Raw genomic sequence first — 20,293 nt, 5'->3', positions numbered from 1 at the left:
GATTATAGCACTGCGTTCATAAATTTAAAGTTACGTAATTTTAAATTTTTATGAGCGGTAAAGCATTTTTTTAATAAAATCGTCTAGTTTTTGTAACTTAACACAAGGAGAGCTAATGAGTTTTATCAGCGAATTTAAAGAATTTGCAATGAAAGGCAATGTGCTTGATATGGCCGTGGGCGTCGTCATAGGAACGGCATTTGGAAAGATCGTTTCATCACTCGTGGGCGACATCATAATGCCAATCGTAGGCGTGATAACCGGAGGCGTAAATTTCACCGATCTTAAGATCACACTAAAAGACGCTGCTCAGGGCGTGCCCACAGTCACGATAAACTACGGAAATTTCATACAAACTGCGGTCGATTTTTTGATCATAGCGTTTTGTATATTCTGCGTCATCAAGGCTATAAATTCTCTAAAAAGAAAGCCTGCAGAGCCTGAAGCTGTGCAGCCTGCCGCACCTGCGGAAGATATCGTGCTTTTAACACAGATCAGAGACTTGCTTAAGAAATGATTTAAAATTTTCAAAGGGCTTTGGCCTTTTGAAATTTATAGATTAAATTTTGAGGTTAAGATGAAAGTATTAAGACAAATACCCTTTTTTAAATGCCTGGACGAAGACGAGATGAAGCAACTCGAAGACATAACCATTGCAAAAAAGTATAAAAAAGGTGAATTTTTATTTATGGAGGGCGAGGAGCCAAAATGGCTCATTTTTTTGCTCTCGGGCTCGGTCAAGCTCTATAAGACCGCGGCAAACGGCAAGGAAATTTTCCTCCATCAGCTAGCCCCTATGAATTTTGTCGCCGAGGTCGTAAATTTTGAAAACATCGTTTATCCGGCTAGTGCCGTTTTTACGATATCCGGTGAGGTGCTAAAGATAAATTACGAGAAATTTGCTACCTTATTTTTGAGCAATCCTAAAATTTGTATGAACCTCATAAAATCGATGTCAGAAAAGCTACGTATCACGAGTAATCTCCTGCATCAAGAGCTTGTTTTGAATTCCGAAGCCAAGGTTGCTAAATTTATCCTTATGCATGAAGATTTGTTTAATAGCTTAAAGCATACCAAGATCGCATCTATCCTAAATATAACCCCGGAAACATTCTCGAGAATTTTAAATAAATTTAAAACAGCAAATCTCATCAAGCTTGATGAGAAAAACCAAATAATCGATAAAAACGTCGATGAGCTGACTCAAATTTTTTCGTATTGAAAGTTAATATCAAATAAATATTAATTGATTTAAATCAAGATTTATTAATATAATTTTGGATATTATGCGATTTATTTTTTAAGTTTTATATTAAAGTTTTAAATTATAGGAGTAAATTTTGGCAAACGTTAAAAAGAAATTTTTTGTTTGGTCGTCCGTCCTTATAGGTATCGTTATCGGACTTATAGCCTCTATGGGCGTGGCTGATGCTTTACACGCGACAGGAAGCGGCTTTATATGCACCGTATGCCATACGATGGATCCTATGAACGCAGCCTATCACGAAGATATACACGGCGGCAAAAACAAGCTTGGCATAAAAGCCGAGTGTTCAGCCTGTCACCTCGACCACAGAAGTGCCTATACCTATGTCCTAACAAAAATTAAAGTATCTATAAATGACGGATATAAAACATTTTTTACAAATACAGACAAAATCGATTGGCGTAAAAAGCGCGAGCATGCTTCGCACTTCGTATACGATAGTGGCTGTTTGACCTGCCACTCGAATTTAAAAAATGTCATTCAAGCGGGCAAATCGTTTTTGCCTCACCGCGATTATTTTGTTTTTGGAAATCCCGATAAAAAGTCATGCGTTGATTGCCATAATCATGTCGGTCATAAAGATCTAGGTCTTTATATCGATAAATTTGAAGCAATGAAAAATCAAGAAAACAATAAAACCAAATAAGGAGGAGAGATGTTTAAAAAAGTTGCTATTTTATTAGCCTGTTTAGTATCTTTTGGCTTTGCTACGGGTACTGATGGCAATAAGACAGAAGCGATCAACCTTAATGTCATCAAAAACATTAAAGTCGCTCACAAAATGTCTGATTTGTCAAAAAGCTGTGTCGAGTGCCACTCGGAAAAAACGCCCGGTATCGTTGCCGATTGGAAAAATAGCCGTCACGCACACGTAGGTGTAAGCTGTATGGACTGCCACTCTGTAGCTGCCGATAGCCCGATGGCTTCAGTAAAGGTGCACCCAAAAGACTCAAACAATCACGTTTCTATGCTTGTTAGCCCTAAAACCTGTGCTAAATGCCATGAAAACGAAGTCGATGAATTTACAAAGAGCGGCCACGCAAGAGGTGCTATGCAAATGTATGCTAACCCTGCAATAGTAAAACTAATGTATCACTATGAGGGTGCAGATCACCCTGACTTTAAAATGGCTCCTGACGCGACAGGTTGTACTCAGTGCCACGGAACCGTCATCAAACTAGACGCTGATCACAAACCTACAAAAGAGACTTGGCCAAACTACGGTATAGGCAATGTTTATCCTGACGGCGGTATAGGCGGTTGCAAATCTTGCCATAGCTCACATACGTTTAACATAGCTGAGGCTAGAAAACCTGCAGCTTGCGCATCTTGCCACCTTGGACCAGATCACCCGGATATCGAAATATTCAACAACTCAATGCATGGACATATTTTCAACGCAGAAGGTAACACATGGAAATATGACAGCGCTCCTGATACTTGGGATGTACCCGACTTTAGAGCTCCTACTTGTGCTACGTGCCACATGAGCGGCGTCGGCGAGACTACAACGACTCACAACGTTTCACAACGTCTAAAATGGAATTTGTGGGCGCCAAGAAGCGAGTTAAGGACAAAAGGCTACGAGCAAGCGGCGTATGATTATTGGAAAACAGGCAAGCTAAACATAGGAACACCTCTAGCTGGCAATCCTCAAGGCCCTGAGGCTGCACGCGCTGAGATGAAACTAGTATGCAAAACTTGCCATACGATAACACATACAGATAATTTCTTTGCTATGGGTGATAAGCAAGTTCAGCTTTATAATGTATATTACGATGAAGCCAAGAAAATGCTTGATGATCTAAAAGCTAAGAATTTATTGCTTGAAGATGCTTGGGAGGACGAATTCCAAGATGTGTTCTATCACTTATGGCACCACGAGGGTCGCCGTATGAGACAAGGCGCATTGATGGGTGGACCTGACTATTCACACTGGCACGGAGTATTTGAGGTCAAAAATGACATCAGAAAACTTCGCAAGATATATAAAGAAAGAATCGAGAGCGGCAAAGCTCATTAATCTTTCGACCAAGAGACGGGGCTTCCCGTCTCTTTTTATCTCCTAACATCCATTTAATAAAATTTAATATAATCAGCCAAAATTTAAAGGAAAAATTTGGGCCTTTTAAGAATAATAATCGGTGCTTTCATATTCTCCGTTTTGACAAATTTCTATTCTTATAAACGTTTCATAAAAAAGGTCGTGTTTTTACAGCCTTATTTGCGTTATATACGTTATTTTTTATATTTCATCTCCGTAGCCGAGTTTGTTTTCGTCATGCAGATAAGATTTAGCTTCTTGAGTGTAGAGCTTTATCTTATCGCTGGCACGTTGATCGGTTTTTCACTATTTTTATTTGCAGTAAGCGTGGGCTATGATGTTTTAAGAAGTATTTTCAGGCGTACTAAATTTAGCTCCAGTCGCCGTAAATTTATAAAATTTTGTTTCGATGCCACCTTTTTGATATTGCTTTTTGCATATTTTTTCAAGGGCATGTTCAACGCCCTTACGCCACCCAAACTGCGCCAAGTTAATATAAAAATAAAAAATTTAAGCGCTCCTTTAAAGATTGCTATGATAAGCGACATCCACTTGGGCGATTTTTTGCAGAAAGAATTTTTAGCTACTCTTGTTTATCAGATAAATGAAACAAAATCCGATATAGTCGTCATCGTAGGAGATATGATAGATATCGGCGCGGACAAGATAGGGGATTTTTTAGATCCGCTTAAAGATATACATTCAAGATACGGCATCTTTTACGTACCTGGTAATCACGAATACTATCATGGGATAGACGGAATATTAGCCAAGATAGATCAAACTGGCGTCAAAATTTTAGGCAATGAAAACGTCAAAGTAGGTGGCGTAAATTTGGCTGGGGTTTATGATCTTGCTGGCGTTAGGTTTAAGCACTTAGAGCCTGACCTGGACAAGGCGCTTGAGGGCATAGACGAAAATTTGCCTACGATCTTGCTCGCGCATCAGCCGAAATTTACTAAATTTATGACGCGAGATGTCGATCTGCTTCTTTGCGGGCATACGCATGCGGGGCAAATTTTTCCGTTCCAATTGCTTGTTCTACTGGATCAAGGATATTTACACGGCCTTTATAAATATAATGATAAAATGCAAATTTATGTTAGCAGCGGCGCCGGATTTTGGGGACCACCTGTGCGGATCTTTGCGCCAAGCGAGGTTGCGATACTAAACTTAAAGGGAGAATGATATGGTAAGTGACAACACCTTTTCACAAATTTTCGGGATTATAAGTAGGTTTGAGTTTATAAAGCCGGTGCAAGAACGCATAAATTCACAATATATGAAATTTTTTAAAATCGACATGAGCGAATTTAAAAACGTTAGCGAATACAAGAGTCTAAACGAGCTTTTCACACGCTCGCTTTTAAAGCCACGTGAGTTTGATACGGCCGATGAAATTTTCATCAGCCCTTGCGACGGCACTTGCCTTAGCGTGGGTAGTAGCGAGCGAAATAAGGCCTTTAGTATAAAGGGTATGAGCTACGATATTAAGGAGCTTTTAGGCTCAGCCATGAGCGAAGCGGCCGATGCACAGTATGATTTTGCAAACATCTATCTAAGTCCCAAAGACTATCACCACTACCATGCGCCTTGCGATCTGCAGATAAAGCGGGCTGTCTATATCCCAGGCAGGCTTTATAGCGTCGCTGTCAAGTGGCTAAAAAAAGTAGAAAGCCTATACACTAAAAACGAGCGAGTGGCGCTTGAGTGCGAGATGAGTGGTGGTAGGCGACTTTGGCTCGTTTTTGTGGGTGCGCTAAATGTTGGCAAGATGAAATTCGTGTTTGACGAGCGCATACAAACGAATGCAATGGCCGATTTCACGCAAATTTACGAGTATGAGAATTTGAAATTTAAAAAGGGTGATAGGCTTGGGAATTTCGAGCTTGGCTCGACTATCGTCATCATCAGTGAGCATGGCAGTATAGAATATAACCTTTTTGAGGGCAAAGAGCTTAAATTTGCCGAGAGTATAGGGCTTATAAAATTTTAGCTCTATTTTAGAAAAGTTTTAAGCCCTTAAACGAAAGCTTCACAAATCTTATATGTTCCAGGAGCGAGTAGCCGAACATATAGCACGATTTTTCTGCTTCGCATCGCTCGTAGCGAAGTGAAAAATCGGCGTTGGTAAACTAGCTCGTAAAATCTAGTTACCCTAGACTGTTTAAAATTTTAGAATTTAGCAGAGTCGATTTTTATAAGGCCATTGAAGTAGCCATAAGGCTAGCTTCAACGGCTTCTTTAGTTAGTGTTTCGTGCAGCAAACAGCCTCTGGGTCGGGCTCTTTGGTCACGCGATTTCTTATGTCCCGTCTGACGATCTCCATGCCCCAAAGCCAAACTATATGACCGAAAAATTCTGAACAATTCTCGTCAAAAGGTATCTCGCTAAGAGGTGGCACCTCTTTCATAAGCGGCATAGCGATAACGTGCGCCAAAACATATACCGCGATGCCAAAAACGGCACCTTGCCACATCTTTATACGCGGCCAAGCCTCAGCGATGACGCAGTACATCACACCAAAAACTACCGAGAAAAGCACATGCACGATAAAGATCGAAAGCGGCTGTGTTACGCCCGAAAATACGTAAGTCCAGTCTGTCGCAGCTCCGATCTGCTCTAGGAAAATTTTAGGCGGAGTGACGCGCTCCATCGCATCTACCGGGAAAAATACATTTGGATTGCGCGGCGGAAACGGCACTTCCCATCCCCATTTTACGATGGCTCCAAACACCCCGGCTAAAATCCCTATCAAGAACATGAGACCGTATCTACGTTTTGCAGGATCAGTAAAACACATTTTTTCTCCTTCGTATTGAAAATAATTATTATTATATAATTATAATATTAAGGGGCTATTAATTGGTGAGCTTATGCGCATTTTTACTGTAAAATTTTTCATTTATTTGCTTACGAGTGATGGAAAACGAAAATGGCATTTGGATAATAACCACAAAGTACGATTTTGCCTTACTTTACTCATAGTTTTCGAGGTATTTTGGCCTTGTCTTAAAACGAGCAGACCGTGCTTTGCATTTTGCTTTTAAAGACGAGATTTTGTTTATTTTGGGTTGATTTGCAACTTCACAAGGAACTAGTCGCAAACACCAGTAAGGCAAATGTATCCGTTTATACTATTTGCCTACGCTGTCAGAAAAGAGCTTTAAATTTAGACATTAAACCTAAAATGCATCACATCGCCGTCTGCTACGATGTAGTCCTTGCCTTCCAGTCGCATTTTACCGGCTTCCTTTGCCGCCGTTTCGCCTCCGTACGCGATATAGTCCTCGTAGCTGATGACCTCCGCGCGGATGAAGCCACGCTCAAAGTCGTTGTGGATGACACTTGCGGCTTTTGGGGCTTTCCAACCTTTTGTGATCGTCCATGCGCGCACCTCGACCACTCCGGCGGTGAAATAGCTTATCAAATTTAGTTTGCCAAACGCCGTGCGGATGATCTTTTCCAGTCCGCTTTCGTTCGTGCCAAGCGAACTTAAAAACTCGTGCGCTTCGGCATCGTCAAGTCCGATTAGCTCTTCTTCTATTTTCGCGCAAAGCTTGATGACCTCGTGTCCCGAGCGAGCGGCAAATTCTCGCAGAGCTTCGACAAATTTATTATCCTGTGCGATGCCGTCTTCATCAACGTTTGCGCCATAAATCACCTCTTTTGCGCTCAGCAAGCGAAGCTCTTTGTTTAAATTTATATAAATTTCATTTTCCTTGTCCGCAAAGCTGCTGGCACTCTTGCCTTCGTTTAGGTGCGCCAGCAGCGCGTTTGCCACCGCTAGCGTCTCTTTCGCGCCCTTTGCGTTCGCCTTTGCTTCGCGCGTTAGACGCTCGATTTTTTTATTTAGCTGCTCGATATCGGCTAAAATGAGCTCCGTCTCGATGATCTCCACGTCGCGGATGGGATCGACGCCGCCTTCTACATGCGTGATGTTTTCGTCCTCAAAGCAGCGCACGATGTGCAAGATGACCTCCGTTTCGCGGATGTTGGAGAGAAATTTATTCCCCAGCCCTTCGCCACCGCTCGCACCTTTGACGAGCCCAGCGATATCGACAAATTCGATGGTCGAGTATTGGATACGGTTTGGATTTACTATTTTTGCTAGCTCGCCTAAACGTTTGTCGGGTACAGGCACGACGGCTTTATTTGGCTCGATCGTGCAAAAAGGATAGTTCGCACTTTCGGCGTTTTGAGCCTTGGTTAGAGCGTTAAATGTCGTTGATTTGCCTACGTTTGGAAGTCCTACGATACCTACTGCCAGCCCCATCACAGCTCCTTTGCAAGCGCGTTTAGGTAGTATAGATTCATCCGCACGCCAGCGCCTGTCGCGCCTGCTTGGTTGTATCCCCATGCTTTTTCCAGATATGCAGGCCCCGCGATGTCAAGGTGTATCCACTTGTCTTTAAACTCTTCTTTTATAAATTTATCAAGGAAAATCCCCGCCGTTATCGCTCCGCCGTATCTGCTTGATGCGGTGTTTGAGATGTCTGCGATCTGGCTTTCAACGAGCTCACGAAGGTGCGGGTTAAATTCTAAAATGGTCGCGTATTCGCCACTTTTTGCAGCCTTTGCTTTAAACTGAGCTTTAAGCTCCTCGTTGTTGCCCATTATGCCGCTTGTGTATTCGCCAAGTCCGACCACGCAAGCACCCGTGAGCGTCGCCATATCGATGAGTAGATCGGGCTTAAAATCCTGCGCGTAGCTAAGGCAATCAGCTAGCACGAGCCTGCCCTCGGCGTCGGTGTTTCGCACCTCTATGCTCACACCACTTCGTGAGATCAGCACGTCATCAGGTTTATACGCATTACCGCCGATCATATTTTCAGTTGCACCCAAAATGGCGTGAATTTCAAACGGCAGTTCCAGCTCACTCGCACCTTTTATGATCCCAAGTGCCGCCGCAGCCCCGCTTTTGTCGGCTTTCATCGTCAGCATATAATCAGCCGGCTTTAAGCTCAGCCCGCCGCTATCATACGTGAGCCCTTTGCCGACGAAGATGATCTTTTTCTTTGCATTTTTTGGCTTGTAGGTTAGATGTATGAGACGCGGCGGATGCACGCTCGCGCGATTTACAGCTAAAAATGCGCCCATCTTTTCTTTCTCTAAAAATTTCTCGTCATGCACCTTGCAAGTGACGTTTTTTAGGCTTTTGGCTAAATTTTGCGCGTCATTGGCCATCTTTATCGGAGTGTAAATTTCGGGAATTTCATTTACGATGTCTTTGGTGAAATTTGTCGCAGCTGCGATGACGGAGCCGTTTTTAAAGCCAAGCTCGGCCTTTGCTACATCTACTTTGCCGCCGCTAAATTCTTCCGTACCAAAGATTATCTCTTTTAATGCGCAAGTTTGCTTTTTTTCTTTGTATTTGTTAAATTCATACGCTCCCAGCAAAAAGCCCTCGACAAGGCATTGAAAGCTCATTTTGCCGCATCCTGCCAGATATGAGCCGAGTTTTACGCTTTTTATATTTAGATTTTTTACAGCGTTATAAGCCTTTGCCGCAGCGATCCTTAGCTCGTTATATTCGAGCTTTGCTACATCTACGTAAAGCCTCGCGCTCTCGGGTAAAAGCAGAGTGCTATCGCCTTTATAGTTTGTAAATTTAAAGATTTTTTGATCTTTTATGAATTTATGCTTTAAATTTTTATCCACGACGAAAACGAGCTCTAAATCGGCTTTTATTTCGTTAAGTTTTTTATTTATTATTTGAAATTTCATTTCTGTATCTCCTCTCGTATAAAATTTTATTTTCGATACGCCTGAATATATAAAGTAAAGCGGACAAAAATACCAGCACGATAGGTATGGCAAAATACCAGTGCTCTTTGGCCTCTTTTAAAATTTCAAGTATATGCTCGCCTAAAATCCATGCAGGTATGACCGTTATCGCCGCCCAGCACCAAGCGCTTATTAAATTTATGAAAGCATATTTTTTCGCGCTATAGCCGGTAAGGCCGATACAAAGCGGGATTATCACGCGAAAGCCATACATATAGCGCTGCATAAAGATGATCGGCCAGCCGTATTTTTTGAGCATTATATGCGCGATGGCAAATTTACGCCGCTGTGCGTGGAGCTTTTTGGCGATGTATTTTTTGTTATAGCGCCCAAGATAGAAATAAATTTGATCACCGCAAAAGCCGCCAAGACCTGCAACGAATATTGCGACGATGATGTGCATATGCGTGGTATGGGCTAGGATACCAGCCATTATGAGAGCCATTTCGCCCTCCATTATACACCATACAAAAAGTATGATGTAACCGTACTCCGTGAGTAGTTTTATGAAAAATTCTTCCATCTTAAATCTCTAATACGCTGTAAATTTTAGTGAGTTTTTTTAGAGTGCCGCTACCGCCGAGCTCTTTTAGATCTATGAGAAAGCACGCCTCGACGCATTTTGCTTTGGTTTGATCGATGAGCTCTACAGATGCCTTTGCCGTGCCGCCAGTGGCGATGAGATCATCGATTAGAAGCACTCTGGCATCCTCTTTTTCGCCAAATGCGTCAATATGAATTTGCACTTCATCGACGCCGTATTCGAGGCTATATTTTTGCGAGATCGTGATGTAGGGCAGCTTTTTAGGCTTTCGTATCGGCACAAATGGTAGCCTCAAACGCGCAGCCAGCGCAGCTCCAAATATGAAGCCTCGCGACTCGATACCGGCGATGAAATCGATCCCAAAATTTTCATATCTGGCAGTCAAATGATCCATCAAAAAGTTAAACGCCTCTTTATCGTTTAAAAGCGTCGTGATATCGCGAAACACGATACCGGGCTTTGGGAAGTCCTTGATCGCTCGGATAGAATTTAGCAAATACTCTTTTTCCTTTTTGTTTAGCTCTTTCATTTTTGTCCTTGTGAATTTATAGTAGCGCTTCGATCTTGCCCTCTAGCTCGCGGATACGCTGACGAAGTTTATCGTTTTCGAGGCGATATTGAGAATTTCTGGTGCGAAGCGAGGTCACGTCGTTTTTAGTTTTGTTTAGTTCGTCGGTCAAGATGTCGATATTTCCGAGGCTTCTTTGGAGTTGGATCTGAAGCTTTCGTATGACGATCTCAGTGTCTTGGAGGTTGTTTTTCATGAAGTCTTTAGTCGTGCGCTCCTTTTTCAAAAGCGTTTTAAAGTAAAAAACCATCACCGTTAGGTAGATACAAACGCAGATCAAAAATGTGAGAAATAGCCAGTCGCTTATCATGAAATTTCCTTATTTGGCTCGATCTTACCGACTCTGCGCTCATGTCTGCCACCCTGAAATTCCGTGCTAAAAAATACCTTTAGCATTTCGCCAGCCACGCCAGCACCGATGACTCTGGCGCCAAAGGCTATCACATTTGCGTCGTTATGTTCTCTTGCTAGACGAGCGGTAAATTCGTCGTGACAAAGGGCGCAGCGGATATTTTGGTGTCTGTTTGCAGCGATGCTGATACCGATGCCGGTGCCGCATATCAGCACTCCGTAACATTTAGAAGCTAAATTTTTAGCCATCGAATGTGCAAAATCAGGATAATCGACGCTCGTTTTGCCATCATTAGTTCCCAGATCGATGACTTCGTGTCCTAAATTTGAGAGGATCGTTTTTAGCTCGTTTTTTAGCTCAAAACCTGCATGATCGCTCGCGATGAAGATTTTTTCTATATCCATGTATGTTCCGTAAATTTAAAAATCAAGGGATTATAGCGCAAATAGGATTAAAGAGAAATTTTATTTACTTTCTTTTTATCAGATAAAATACCGCTAATGCGATGACCGAGCAGGCGAAATTTCGCTTGGTTAGGATCTTTTTGCCGATCAGGTCGATTAACAATGATTGAGATATGGGGTTGTTTAGGTATGAGACAAGGGATCTTAGCTTGTCAAACGGCTCTAAAATTTCTTTTTTTGTGGCATTAGTTTGCGCAAATAGCTTTATGCGCAAGGCATCGCCTTTCATCTTTAGCAGCTCTTTTTCCAGCTTGAACGTCTCTTTCATCTTAGCGTGTCTCGAGGTTGATTTATGATCTCTTTTAGCGCTTTAATGTCTTGTTTTATCTCGGACACCGTATCGCTCAAAAAGGCTTGTTTTTTAAAGAATTTGACTACAAAAAAAGCCATCGTAAGAGCCAGCAGTAAAAAAATAATGGCGATGATGAAAAATGCTGAAATTTTAGACTCTGTGTTTTCTAAAAACGCGTTTAGCCCGAAAAGCAAGCTTATAAACGCTGTAAAAATGAAAAAGGTCGCTAGCAAGATGTAAATCATTGCCACCAGCAACCTTTCTTTTTGTTCGCTGATTTCCAGGCAGGCCATTTCAAGGCGGATATGAGCTAGTTCAAGTACCGTGACTAAGGTATTTTTAATATTTTGAATCGCTTTTATCTTTTATCCTTTAAAATGGCCGCTTGAAATTTTGACAGCCTATTTCTTGCTGATGAGCACACCGAGCAACAAGCCGATAAGACCCGCTACACCGATAGCTTTATATGGATTTTCTTGCACTAAAGACTCGGTTTGTTTGGCTATATTTTTTGCGTTGCTCATCGCGTCTTCCTGTAATATGGCAAATCGCTGTTTAGCCTTATCTATACGAGAATTTAGGCTTTCTTTCAGTCTCTTTAGCTCTTCTGATCCTGCTTTTGACTTTTCGTCGAAAAGCTCCTCTGCGCTTGTGAGGATATCGCGAATTTCGCCTAGCAACTCTTCACGTTTTTTTCAAACTGAGTATTCATTACCGCTCCTTTGTTTTGGTATGTGACGGATGAAAGTGTATCAAGGATTTCATTTCAAGTCAATATGCAAAAATATATAAAAATTCAACAATTTTTTAATAGAATATGAGGAATTTTATATTTTTGCCGATATAATGTTAGTTAAAATTTTTCAAGGAGATTCTTGTGAAGGCTGCAGTTTTAAGCTCGACGCTCGCTATTTGCGCGTTGGCAGATGAAAATTTGATAGAAGTGTATGCAAATCGCGTATTCTTACACCAAAGCTTTATGGATCAAAAAAGCTCTTTTAGTCTAAATTTGCCTGAGCCCGTGACCCTAAACGATATCGACGTGAGTGCATCTTGCGAGGTGCGAAGCTTGAAGCTAAATGAGCGCGAGATCGTTAAAGATGATGATTATGTCGAGGTCGAGAAGGCTAAAAAGGAGCTGGTGCGCCTAAAAAACAAGCTAAGTGCGCTAAGTAGCAAGAGCAAATTTTTGAGCGATTTCTCGCTTGGCAAAGAGGTTCAAGACATCGCCGTTTTAAAGGACAATAGCGGGAAATTTTACAATCTGATGCTTGAAAATTTCAGTGAAATCTCGGCGATAGAAGAGGCTATGAATGATCTAAATTCAAAGATACAAAAATATAGCCCTAAATATTTCGTAAGACTTGATCTAAGCTTCGAGTGCGGGCCGAAATTCGTAAAAGTCTCATATCCTGTAAATGTGGATCTGCGCTTACAAAATAAAATTTTAGCCGACACGGCAAACAAAAAGATAAACATCATCCAAGGTCTAGTCGTCAAAAATCCGCTCAGTCAGGATCTAAACAACCTCACGATCGCACTTTATCCGTTTGCCTATTCTTCAAATTTATCTCCGTCACATTTTTATCCGTGGTACGAGGGCAAGGACGAGCCGATGCTGGAAGTGGCGGCTGCGCCTATGGCCAACGAAGCTTATGACATGGCTAGCGCAAAGTTTGGCCGCTCGGCAAAAGAGGTGCAGGGCCAGAATTTTCAAAGCACGCTTTCAAATTCATGGCGGATAAAAAACGTGAATCTAAAATCAAACGAAGAGGGCTCGTTCGTATATGATAAGCAAAATTTAGACGCTAAATTTGATATTTTTATCGATGGATACGGAGCGTCAAACGCTTACGTAAGGGCGAAATTCACCCCTCTTAAAAGCGTAGAATACGCCGATACCACGATCAAAATAGACGGCGTAAATATCGCTAAGACACAGGGCATAAAGGTCTTGCCAAGTGAGGAAAATTCTATATTTTTTGGTAAAAATGACCTCATAAGCGTAAAAAAAGAAAAGATAAACGACTTTACGAAAGAGTCGTTTTTTGGCAACAATAGCTCCACCACCGAAGCCTACAAATACACCGTGAAAAACGGCTCGAATTTAGCTTGGAACGTGACCTTGCAAGAGAGACTGCCGATATCTACGCACGAAGATATCAAAGTAAGCACCAAAAATACGCCAAAAGAAAACGGCATAGACCGTGAGGGCAGGGTCAACTGGGACTTTGAGCTAAAGGCAAACGAGAGTAAAGACATCGAGTTTTCATACGAACTGACGAAGGTAAAAAAATAAGGCTCTGTTAAAATATTTCATTGATTTTCAACTTTCAAGAGTGAAGTCAAACCCTGTGAAGCGACGCTATTACTGCCGATTTTTCACTTCGCTGTCGCTCGTAACGAGACTGCGCTACGAGCAGAAAAGCCACAGGCTGAACGCGTTCTGCTTGCAGTTGCGAGTGTAACGAAGCGTCTTGAAAAGCTGCGAGCAACGCGAAGCAGAAAAATCGTGCTATATGTTCGGCTACTCGCTCCCGCACAAACGCTGTTCGCATCCGTGCTAGGTCGCTCCTGGAGCAAGCAAGGTTTGCAAAGTGAGTACCAATGATTTATTATAATAGAGCCAAAAATAAATTCAGGGCCGTTTGGCCCTTTGGTTAGATCGGCTCTTTAAAATTTTATTTTTTCTTTGACAGGCTAAATTTAAGTCCTGACTATAAACGATCAGTCCGTCAAAGCAAAGAATTCATTAGATCCAAAGCGTATCCTACAGGGTAGAAAAACTGCTCTTTAAAGGGCGATACTAAGATAATGACGAGCGCGATAAAGCCGTATCTTTGTAGTCCCGCAAAGCGATCGGCTAATGCACCAAGTCCTAATATCCGCAGAATGTATTCAAGCGCTTTTGAGCCATCAAGTGGCGGGATAGGGTAGAGATTGAAAACGGCCAAGATCAAATTTAGAGCCAGCAAAGTGTATAAAAACTGCATCAAAATTGCGCTTGGCATGGCGGTTTTTACAAATTTAAACGCCAAAAACGCAAGCGCAACCAGGATGAGATTATATAAAATCCCGGCCAGCGCCACGGCGATAGCGCCTTTGTATCCGCCGTTTTTGATAACCGTGTTCATATTTACCGGCACGGGCTTTGCCCAGCCAAACATAAGTCCTGTGGCCATATACATCACGCTTGGTATGACGATAGTGCCTAGCGGGTCGATGTGACGGATAGGATTTATACTTAGGCGGCCTAAATTTTTAGCCGTCGTGTCGCCAAATTTATAAGCAACAAAACCATGCGCTATCTCGTGCCCGACGATAGCTATTACGAGTGATGCGACTATGATTAAAATTTTAGCCGCGTCAAAATCAGTGAAGTCCATCGACTTCAGCCTCTTTTAGCGCATACTGCGTAAATTTCTCATCGTTTTGGATCGTATCTACAAATCTTCCGATGCGCTCCCAACGGATGCGGTATTTATCGTCCCAGCTAAAATAGACAAACCACGGCTTTCCGACGATGTCTTTATACTCTACGCTGCCCCAAAAGCGGCTGTCGTTAGAGTGGTCGCGGTTATCGCCCATCATAAAGTATTGATCTTGGGGCACTTTAAAATAAAACGCGTTGAAATTATACTGTTCGCTTGGCTTGAAAGAATTGATAAAAACGGGCTTCATCGCGAGCTTGCCGGCGTTTAGATAGTAAAGCATCTGCTCAAACATATTTACTTTAGGGTCGTAGTGGATGCCGCTAAATTTATAAGGCTCTTTTACAAAAAGCTTGCCGTCAAGCGAGACGATGTCTTTTTCATCGTAGTTTGCGCGGATGTATTCATCGCCTTCAAACGGGCGTAAAAAGGTCTGCTTCTCGACAAATACGACCTCATCGCCACCCACGGCAAAACAGCGCTTGACGTAGTGCACTTTCTCGTCGTTTGGATAGCGAAAGACCACGATATCGCCGCGTTTTGGACCTTCGCCGTTTATGAGGTGTCCGTTGCCGTTAAATTCCGGCAAGACTTTGATTTCCAGCCACGGTATCCTAGGTGTAGGCACACCGTAGCTAAATTTTTTGACAAACAGATGATCGCCTATTAAAAGCGTGTTTTTCATCGATCCCGACGGGATGACAAAAGCCTGAGCGATAAAGAAAATAACGAGCAAAACGATGATGACAGTGCCAGTCCAGCTGCTCGAAAATTCATGTAGTTTATTAAAAATTTTTCTCATTTTCACTCTTTTACTATGCCTAGATTTTTAGCCCTGTTTTGAGCCGATCTTATGGTGTTGCTAAGTAACATCGCTATCGTCATCGGCCCTACGCCCCCGGGAACCGGTGTGATGAAGGAGCTCTTGGGCGCTACCGTCTCAAAGTCCACGTCTCCTACGAGGCGTCCGTCATCCAGGCGGTTTATGCCTACGTCTATGACTATCGCGCCCTCTTTTACCATATCGGCCGTTACGAAATTCGGCCTTCCGATGGCGGCTACGATGAGATCGGCTGTGCTACAAATTTGCTTTAAATTTCGCGTTTTACTATGCGTGATAGTCACTGTGGCCGAGGCGTTTAGCAGTAGGCTTGCCATCGGCTTGCCCACGATGTTGCTTCTGCCTATGACCACGGCGTTTAGCCCGGCTACATCGATGCCATACTCTTTTAAAATTCTCATTATGCCAAGCGGCGTGCAAGGCACGAAGCCATCAAGTCCGCTAACTAGTTTCCCCACATTTTCCGCGTGAAAGCCGTCTACGTCTTTTTGTGGCCAAATGGCCTCTAAAACGCTCGTCGTATCGATGTGAGCCGGTAGCGGCAGCTGCACTAAAATTCCATCTATGCTGTCGTCTAAATTTAAAACGTTTATGAGCGCTAGAAGCTCGTTTTGGCTGGTGGTTTGTGGTAGTTTGTGCATCACCGAGCGGATACCGCTGGCTTCGCAGGCCTTTTGCTTTGCCGCGACGTATGTTTGACTGGCCTTGTCGCTACCTACCAGGATAACGGCGAGGGCCGGTTCTATGCCTGCATTTTTAAGGGCGCTCGCTCGCTCTTTGACCTCGTCCTTGACCTTTGCACCGGTGGCTTTACCATCTAAAATTTTCATAATTTATCCTTACTTAAATACTCTTTTAATCACAAAAATTGTATGATATCCAAAATTTAATTAAATTTTAAAATAGGAAACCGATGAGGCTGCTTTTTTGCATTTTCGCTTTGTATTCGCTGGCGCAAAGTGCCGATTTTATAACCAAAATGGAATACGCGAGGATGCTTTATCTAAACCCGCGCGGCATAGGCTGTGACAAGTGTCACGGCGCAAACGGCACGGGCAGCGTCATCTCTAAATTTAAACATTTTGATAAAAAAACGAACAAGCTCGTAGACGACGAGCTGCGAGCACCTCGGATAAACGATCTTGATTTTGAGCGCTTCAAGGCAGCGCTTGAGAGTCCAAGAGGCGTGATGCCAAGCTATTTTTTAACGGCCGAGGAGAGCAAAATTTTATACGAATACGTGATAAGTTTAAACAATCAAAATAAACCAAAAGGAAAAAAATGACGAATAAAGAGGCATTCAGCGAGGCTAAGAGATTTATAGCAGGTGGCGTGAATTCGCCCGTGCGTGCATTTGGTAGCGTGGGCGGCGAGCCTATCATCATCGATCACGGTAAGGGCGCATACATCTACGATATAGAGGGCAAGAAATATCTTGACTTTATCCAAAGCTGGGGACCGCTGATATTTGGACACTGTGACGCTGATATAGAAAAGGCGGTCATCGAGGCGGTCAAAAAAGGCCTTAGCTTTGGTGCGCCGACCCTGGTCGAGACGACGCTTGCAAAGATACTTTGCGAGAAATTTGAAAATTTAGACAAGATCCGCTTCGTAAGCTCCGGCACCGAGGCCACCATGAGCGCGATACGCGTAGCTCGCGGATACAGCAAAAAAGATGGGCTCATAAAATTTGAAGGCTGCTACCACGGACACTCGGACGCTTTACTCATAAAAGCGGGCAGCGGTGCGACTACGTATGGCAACGCATCAAGCGGCGGAGTACCGCAGGATGTCGTGAGAAACACCTACTTGGCAGTCTATAATGACGCGGCGAGCGTGGAGGCGATATTTGAAAGCAACCCGGGCAAAATAGGCGCCGTCATCATCGAGCCTATCGCCGGAAATATGGGGCTAGTGCCTGCAGATAAAGAATTTTTACAAAGCCTTCGCGCACTTTGCGATAAATTTGGCGCCGTGCTCATACTAGACGAGGTCATGAGTGGTTTTAGAGCCTCAGAATTTGGCTCGTTGCCGTATCACGGTGTTTTAGCTGATCTGGTGACCTTTGGCAAGGTCATCGGCGGAGGCATGAACGCGGCTGCATTTGGCGGCAAACGCGAGATAATGGACTGCCTAAGCCCTGACGGAGCGGTGTATCAAGCGGGCACGCTAAGCGGCAACCCTATCGCGATGAGTGCCGGTATAGCCGCGCTTTCAAAGATAAACGCAAGCAAAAATTTATACGCCAAGCTTGAAAATTTAGCCCATCGTTTGATGCAAGGCTTTAAAGCCGCGGCCAATGAGGCCGATATAGCGCTTCAAACTAACGTCAGAGGCTCAATGTTTGGCTACTTTTTCACGCCTCATGCGGTCAAAAACTATGACGATGCGCTAAAGAGCGATACCAGGCTGTTTGCTAAATTTCACGCCGCTATGCTAAAGCGAGGCGTCTATCTCGCCCCTAGCCAGTTTGAGACGGGCTTCATCTGCGAGCCTATGAGCGAGGCGGATATCGATTTTGCCGTAAATGCGGCGCGTGAAGCGTTTAAAGAGATAAAACGTAATGGCTAAGATAAAAGACATCGTTTCTGGCGCCGAGCAGCTTAGCCTAGGCATTTCGATGGTCGTGGCGGTCGCACTTGGCACGGGGCTTGGCTACTGGGTAAAAAGCCTCACAGGCTGGGGTTTTGCGCTTTGGTGCGGGCTTGCTCTTGGCATCGCGGCGGCGATCTTAAACGTCTATAAAGCTTATAGGTCTCAAATGAAAAGCCTTGACGAGCTAAAAGATGAAAATCGCTATAAGCCCCTAAAAGACGACGATGAGGACGATGAGTGATAAAAAGAGTCGCGCTCGTTTATCTTTGTTTTTGGCTGATTTTGCTCGTGGCGGGCAGTTTTATCTCGCTTAAATTCCTGCTTAGCTCGCAAGTGGCATTTTTTGCCTCTTTGCTGATCCTGGCCGCTAGCTTTCGCGCGTATAAAAGGCGTGTTGAAACTCGCGTAGAAAACGGACGAGATGAAATTTTAGCTATGCAAAGCATCGATGATGAGTGGGACGAAGAGGAACAGGGCGTAGAGCAAGAGGCCAAAGTGCAAAATTTTAGCCTCAAGGACGAGAAAGCTAGGCTCAAAAAGCAAAAGCTTGGCTTAAAAGATATGAACCTCACGGCGGCCGTCATGCCATATAGGCTGCTAGCTTATGCGGTGCTTTTTTTGGGATTTTTGATGTTAGATCGCAAAGGAGCGCTTGACATCGCCGGCTTTTTGATAGGACTAGCGCCTATGCCGCTTGGAGCGCTTGTTTTTGGCTTTGTTAGTAAAGAAAGCGCCGATAACGCGCAGTCGGTATCAGGACCCGGCGGCAAACGACTAAATTTCAGCCAAAACGAGCAGACAAAAAGCGCTCGATCGAAATTTCAAAATTTAGCCTCAAATCCCGCGATACAAGGACACGCAGATGTCAAGTAGTATGCGCACGATCCGCTCGATGCTGCCTTTGTTTTTGGGTATGAGCTTGCTTTTTATCGGCAACGGACTAGTCATCGCCTCTTGCGGCGTGGAGCTTAAGAAAATGGGCGTGGACGAGATGCAAATCGGCCTTGTAAATACCTGCTTTTTTGTCGGCGCACTAATAAGCACCATCAGCTCGCATCGCATCATCTCAAAGACCGGTCATATCCGTGCATTTGCGATATTTACGGCGGTTTTTGGCGTCTCGGCGATGTTTCATAGCCTCAGTCAAAATTTATATTTTTGGGCGTTTTTGCGTGCTTGCCTTGGATATTGCTACTACGGGCTACTGATGGTCATCGAAAGCTGGCTGAACGCAAAGACTGCAAATTTCATCAGATCGCGTGTGCTGGCGTTTTACGAGGGCGTTTTTTACACGAGTTTTGGCACTGGCATATTGATACTGGCACTCGATCTTAGCAGCTTTGAAATTTTCATAATAAGCGCCGCATTCATAATGATCTCAAGCATCCCACTAAACCTCATCCGCATCAAACAGCCGCAGATCCCGCAAAAGCAAAGCATCAACATACCTAAAATTTTAGGTATCGTGCCGCTTGCGCTCGTAGGCGCACTGGTCGCCGGCATAGCGGTAAACGGCTTTTTCTCTATGGCAAGTTTATTCGTGCTGCTTCAAGGATACGGTACCAAAGAGGTTTCGTTTTTTATGACGATCGCGATGGCGGGCGGCTTTAGCGTGCAGCTTGTGATAGGCGGCTTTTCTGATAAATTTGGCCGCAGACCGGCCATCATCGCCTCAAGCTGCGTAGCGCTCGTCTCTGCGCTGCTGTTTTTGCTAAACGAGCACAACCTCACGGTGCAATACATCCTCGCATTTTTCTTTGGTAGCGGGATATTTTGTATATACGGGCTTTCCATCGCGCGTGCAAACGACGAGATCACGGACAAGACGCAAAGCGTGCAGGTGGCAAGAGCGCTACTTTTTAGCTACTCGCTAGCTTCACTCGTCTCACCTATGTTGATGGGCGCTAGCATGAGGTATTTCGGAGCCTTTGGCTTTATTTATGTCTATTTGATCGTTTTTAGCTTTCTTATAATCTTTGCTCTGACGCAAAAGACCGTTCCGTCCTATCTTCGCAAGAACTACAACGAACAGCATGTCGCTCGCACCAGTGCGATAAGCAGCCTAAACGTAAAGCAAAATTTAGCCGATGTAGAAAAATAAAAAGCGA

25 protein-coding genes are annotated in these 20,293 nt (G+C 43.7%); 12 read left to right on the top strand and 13 right to left on the bottom strand.

Annotated elements, in window-relative coordinates; genetic code table 11:
• Positions 1-115 precede the first annotated feature (115 nt).
• From mscL to HMPREF1139_RS03965, 6 genes are all read left to right on the top strand, one after another.
• Complete coding sequence (mscL, locus tag HMPREF1139_RS03990; protein ID WP_009650326.1) at positions 116-517, top strand: large-conductance mechanosensitive channel protein MscL; 402 nt, start codon at positions 116-118, stop codon at positions 515-517.
• 60 nt (positions 518-577) lie between these two features.
• Positions 578-1,222, top strand: coding sequence for a Crp/Fnr family transcriptional regulator (locus HMPREF1139_RS03985; RefSeq protein WP_009650232.1), 645 nt, complete (start codon positions 578-580; stop codon positions 1,220-1,222).
• A 118-nt stretch (positions 1,223-1,340) separates the two neighbouring features.
• On the top strand, positions 1,341-1,913 hold the full coding sequence (locus tag HMPREF1139_RS03980; protein WP_009650093.1) for a cytochrome c3 family protein: 573 nt from the start codon (positions 1,341-1,343) through the stop codon (positions 1,911-1,913).
• Between the two features lie 9 nt (positions 1,914-1,922).
• Positions 1,923-3,290 carry a multiheme c-type cytochrome gene (locus HMPREF1139_RS03975; RefSeq protein WP_009650247.1) on the top strand — a complete coding sequence of 456 codons (1,368 nt, stop codon included), beginning with the start codon at positions 1,923-1,925 and terminating at the stop codon, positions 3,288-3,290.
• A gap of 96 nt (positions 3,291-3,386) precedes the next feature.
• Positions 3,387-4,499, top strand: a complete 1,113-nt coding sequence (locus HMPREF1139_RS03970) for a metallophosphoesterase (RefSeq protein ID WP_009650316.1) — start codon at positions 3,387-3,389, stop codon at positions 4,497-4,499.
• A gap of 1 nt (position 4,500) precedes the next feature.
• Positions 4,501-5,307 (top strand): phosphatidylserine decarboxylase, encoded by an 807-nt coding sequence (locus HMPREF1139_RS03965; protein WP_009650018.1) that lies wholly within the window; start codon positions 4,501-4,503, stop codon positions 5,305-5,307.
• Between the two features lie 252 nt (positions 5,308-5,559).
• Here the strand turns inward: HMPREF1139_RS03965 and HMPREF1139_RS03960 are convergent, their stop codons facing one another.
• From HMPREF1139_RS03960 to HMPREF1139_RS03915, 10 genes are all read right to left on the bottom strand, one after another.
• Positions 5,560-6,114, bottom strand: a complete 555-nt coding sequence (locus HMPREF1139_RS03960) for a YagU family protein (protein WP_009650074.1) — start codon at positions 6,112-6,114, stop codon at positions 5,560-5,562.
• A 369-nt stretch (positions 6,115-6,483) separates the two neighbouring features.
• Entirely contained in the window at positions 6,484-7,587 is a 1,104-nt protein-coding gene (ychF, locus tag HMPREF1139_RS03955) for a redox-regulated ATPase YchF (RefSeq protein WP_009650196.1), read from the bottom strand.
• Entirely contained in the window at positions 7,587-9,038 is a 1,452-nt protein-coding gene (locus HMPREF1139_RS03950; protein ID WP_009649965.1) for a leucyl aminopeptidase, read from the bottom strand. Before HMPREF1139_RS03950 ends, ychF begins: the two co-directional genes overlap by 1 nt.
• Entirely contained in the window at positions 9,016-9,621 is a 606-nt protein-coding gene (locus HMPREF1139_RS03945) for a DedA family protein (RefSeq protein WP_034966066.1), read from the bottom strand. The genes HMPREF1139_RS03950 and HMPREF1139_RS03945 overlap by 23 nt, the downstream gene beginning before the upstream one ends.
• 1 nt (position 9,622) lies before the next feature.
• Entirely contained in the window at positions 9,623-10,171 is a 549-nt protein-coding gene (locus HMPREF1139_RS03940; RefSeq protein ID WP_009650138.1) for an adenine phosphoribosyltransferase, read from the bottom strand.
• 16 nt (positions 10,172-10,187) lie between these two features.
• Positions 10,188-10,520: a membrane protein gene (locus HMPREF1139_RS03935; RefSeq protein WP_009650005.1), complete on the bottom strand. Its 333-nt coding sequence runs from the start codon at positions 10,518-10,520 to the stop codon at positions 10,188-10,190.
• Positions 10,517-10,966 carry a ribose 5-phosphate isomerase B gene (gene rpiB, locus HMPREF1139_RS03930; RefSeq protein ID WP_009650150.1) on the bottom strand — a complete coding sequence of 150 codons (450 nt, stop codon included), beginning with the start codon at positions 10,964-10,966 and terminating at the stop codon, positions 10,517-10,519. Before rpiB ends, HMPREF1139_RS03935 begins: the two co-directional genes overlap by 4 nt.
• A gap of 64 nt (positions 10,967-11,030) precedes the next feature.
• Positions 11,031-11,294, bottom strand: coding sequence for a hypothetical protein (locus HMPREF1139_RS03925; RefSeq protein WP_009650116.1), 264 nt, complete (start codon positions 11,292-11,294; stop codon positions 11,031-11,033).
• Positions 11,291-11,662, bottom strand: coding sequence for a phage holin family protein (locus HMPREF1139_RS03920; protein ID WP_257784765.1), 372 nt, complete (start codon positions 11,660-11,662; stop codon positions 11,291-11,293). Before HMPREF1139_RS03920 ends, HMPREF1139_RS03925 begins: the two co-directional genes overlap by 4 nt.
• A 57-nt stretch (positions 11,663-11,719) precedes the next feature.
• Positions 11,720-11,998 carry a DUF883 family protein gene (locus tag HMPREF1139_RS03915; protein WP_009650295.1) on the bottom strand — a complete coding sequence of 93 codons (279 nt, stop codon included), beginning with the start codon at positions 11,996-11,998 and terminating at the stop codon, positions 11,720-11,722.
• A gap of 197 nt (positions 11,999-12,195) precedes the next feature.
• On the opposite strand from HMPREF1139_RS03915, the gene HMPREF1139_RS03910 reads away from it, so the two are divergent.
• Positions 12,196-13,617, top strand: coding sequence for a DUF4139 domain-containing protein (locus HMPREF1139_RS03910; protein WP_009650217.1), 1,422 nt, complete (start codon positions 12,196-12,198; stop codon positions 13,615-13,617).
• A 436-nt stretch (positions 13,618-14,053) separates the two neighbouring features.
• On the opposite strand, the gene HMPREF1139_RS03905 is transcribed toward HMPREF1139_RS03910, so the two are convergent.
• The 3 genes from HMPREF1139_RS03905 to folD are packed head-to-tail and all read right to left on the bottom strand — an operon-like array spanning position 14,054 to position 16,420.
• The gene (locus HMPREF1139_RS03905) at positions 14,054-14,704 is read right to left on the bottom strand and encodes a site-2 protease family protein (protein WP_009650110.1); all 651 of its coding nucleotides are present in this window, start codon (positions 14,702-14,704) and stop codon (positions 14,054-14,056) included.
• Positions 14,691-15,551 carry a signal peptidase I gene (lepB, locus tag HMPREF1139_RS03900; RefSeq protein ID WP_009650015.1) on the bottom strand — a complete coding sequence of 287 codons (861 nt, stop codon included), beginning with the start codon at positions 15,549-15,551 and terminating at the stop codon, positions 14,691-14,693. Before lepB ends, HMPREF1139_RS03905 begins: the two co-directional genes overlap by 14 nt.
• A gap of 2 nt (positions 15,552-15,553) precedes the next feature.
• The gene (gene folD / locus HMPREF1139_RS03895) at positions 15,554-16,420 is read right to left on the bottom strand and encodes a bifunctional methylenetetrahydrofolate dehydrogenase/methenyltetrahydrofolate cyclohydrolase FolD (RefSeq protein WP_009649970.1); all 867 of its coding nucleotides are present in this window, start codon (positions 16,418-16,420) and stop codon (positions 15,554-15,556) included.
• Positions 16,421-16,503: 83 nt separating this feature from the next.
• Between folD and HMPREF1139_RS03890 the strand changes: the two genes are divergently transcribed.
• Genes HMPREF1139_RS03890 through HMPREF1139_RS03870 form a run of 5 tightly spaced genes read left to right on the top strand, consistent with a single transcriptional unit; the run spans position 16,504 to position 20,286 of the window.
• Complete coding sequence (locus HMPREF1139_RS03890; protein WP_009650297.1) at positions 16,504-16,875, top strand: c-type cytochrome; 372 nt, start codon at positions 16,504-16,506, stop codon at positions 16,873-16,875.
• A complete protein-coding gene (hemL, locus tag HMPREF1139_RS03885; protein ID WP_009650294.1) occupies positions 16,872-18,161 on the top strand; it encodes a glutamate-1-semialdehyde 2,1-aminomutase in 1,290 nt (429 codons plus the stop codon). Before HMPREF1139_RS03890 ends, hemL begins: the two co-directional genes overlap by 4 nt.
• Positions 18,154-18,426, top strand: coding sequence for an AtpZ/AtpI family protein (locus HMPREF1139_RS03880; protein ID WP_009650030.1), 273 nt, complete (start codon positions 18,154-18,156; stop codon positions 18,424-18,426). The genes hemL and HMPREF1139_RS03880 overlap by 8 nt, the downstream gene beginning before the upstream one ends.
• On the top strand, positions 18,423-19,058 hold the full coding sequence (locus HMPREF1139_RS03875) for a hypothetical protein (RefSeq protein ID WP_009650320.1): 636 nt from the start codon (positions 18,423-18,425) through the stop codon (positions 19,056-19,058). The genes HMPREF1139_RS03880 and HMPREF1139_RS03875 overlap by 4 nt, the downstream gene beginning before the upstream one ends.
• Positions 19,048-20,286, top strand: a complete 1,239-nt coding sequence (locus tag HMPREF1139_RS03870; protein ID WP_009650107.1) for an MFS transporter — start codon at positions 19,048-19,050, stop codon at positions 20,284-20,286. Before HMPREF1139_RS03875 ends, HMPREF1139_RS03870 begins: the two co-directional genes overlap by 11 nt.
• The last annotated feature ends 7 nt before the right edge of the window (positions 20,287-20,293 follow it).

The sequence above is a fragment of the Campylobacter sp. FOBRC14 genome, from assembly GCF_000287855.1.
GTDB classification, from domain to species: Bacteria; Campylobacterota; Campylobacteria; order Campylobacterales; family Campylobacteraceae; genus Campylobacter_A; species Campylobacter_A curvus.
This window is presented reverse-complemented; position numbering and strand designations above follow the sequence as displayed.

Coding starts and splice junctions, on each gene's coding strand:
- mscL (WP_009650326.1), top strand. CDS start 116: ATGAGTTTTATCAGCGAATTTAAAGAATTTGCAATGAAAGGCAATGTG.
- HMPREF1139_RS03985 (WP_009650232.1), top strand. CDS start 578: ATGAAAGTATTAAGACAAATACCCTTTTTTAAATGCCTGGACGAAGAC.
- HMPREF1139_RS03975 (WP_009650247.1), top strand. CDS start 1,923: ATGTTTAAAAAAGTTGCTATTTTATTAGCCTGTTTAGTATCTTTTGGC.
- HMPREF1139_RS03965 (WP_009650018.1), top strand. CDS start 4,501: ATGGTAAGTGACAACACCTTTTCACAAATTTTCGGGATTATAAGTAGG.
- HMPREF1139_RS03960 (WP_009650074.1), bottom strand. CDS start 6,114: ATGTGTTTTACTGATCCTGCAAAACGTAGATACGGTCTCATGTTCTTG.
- ychF (WP_009650196.1), bottom strand. CDS start 7,587: ATGGGGCTGGCAGTAGGTATCGTAGGACTTCCAAACGTAGGCAAATCA.
- HMPREF1139_RS03950 (WP_009649965.1), bottom strand. CDS start 9,038: ATGAAATTTCAAATAATAAATAAAAAACTTAACGAAATAAAAGCCGAT.
- HMPREF1139_RS03945 (WP_034966066.1), bottom strand. CDS start 9,621: ATGGAAGAATTTTTCATAAAACTACTCACGGAGTACGGTTACATCATA.
- HMPREF1139_RS03940 (WP_009650138.1), bottom strand. CDS start 10,171: ATGAAAGAGCTAAACAAAAAGGAAAAAGAGTATTTGCTAAATTCTATC.
- HMPREF1139_RS03935 (WP_009650005.1), bottom strand. CDS start 10,520: ATGATAAGCGACTGGCTATTTCTCACATTTTTGATCTGCGTTTGTATC.
- rpiB (WP_009650150.1), bottom strand. CDS start 10,966: ATGGATATAGAAAAAATCTTCATCGCGAGCGATCATGCAGGTTTTGAG.
- HMPREF1139_RS03925 (WP_009650116.1), bottom strand. CDS start 11,294: ATGAAAGAGACGTTCAAGCTGGAAAAAGAGCTGCTAAAGATGAAAGGC.
- HMPREF1139_RS03905 (WP_009650110.1), bottom strand. CDS start 14,704: ATGGACTTCACTGATTTTGACGCGGCTAAAATTTTAATCATAGTCGCA.
- lepB (WP_009650015.1), bottom strand. CDS start 15,551: ATGAGAAAAATTTTTAATAAACTACATGAATTTTCGAGCAGCTGGACT.
- folD (WP_009649970.1), bottom strand. CDS start 16,420: ATGAAAATTTTAGATGGTAAAGCCACCGGTGCAAAGGTCAAGGACGAG.
- HMPREF1139_RS03890 (WP_009650297.1), top strand. CDS start 16,504: ATGAGGCTGCTTTTTTGCATTTTCGCTTTGTATTCGCTGGCGCAAAGT.
- hemL (WP_009650294.1), top strand. CDS start 16,872: ATGACGAATAAAGAGGCATTCAGCGAGGCTAAGAGATTTATAGCAGGT.
- HMPREF1139_RS03880 (WP_009650030.1), top strand. CDS start 18,154: ATGGCTAAGATAAAAGACATCGTTTCTGGCGCCGAGCAGCTTAGCCTA.
- HMPREF1139_RS03870 (WP_009650107.1), top strand. CDS start 19,048: ATGTCAAGTAGTATGCGCACGATCCGCTCGATGCTGCCTTTGTTTTTG.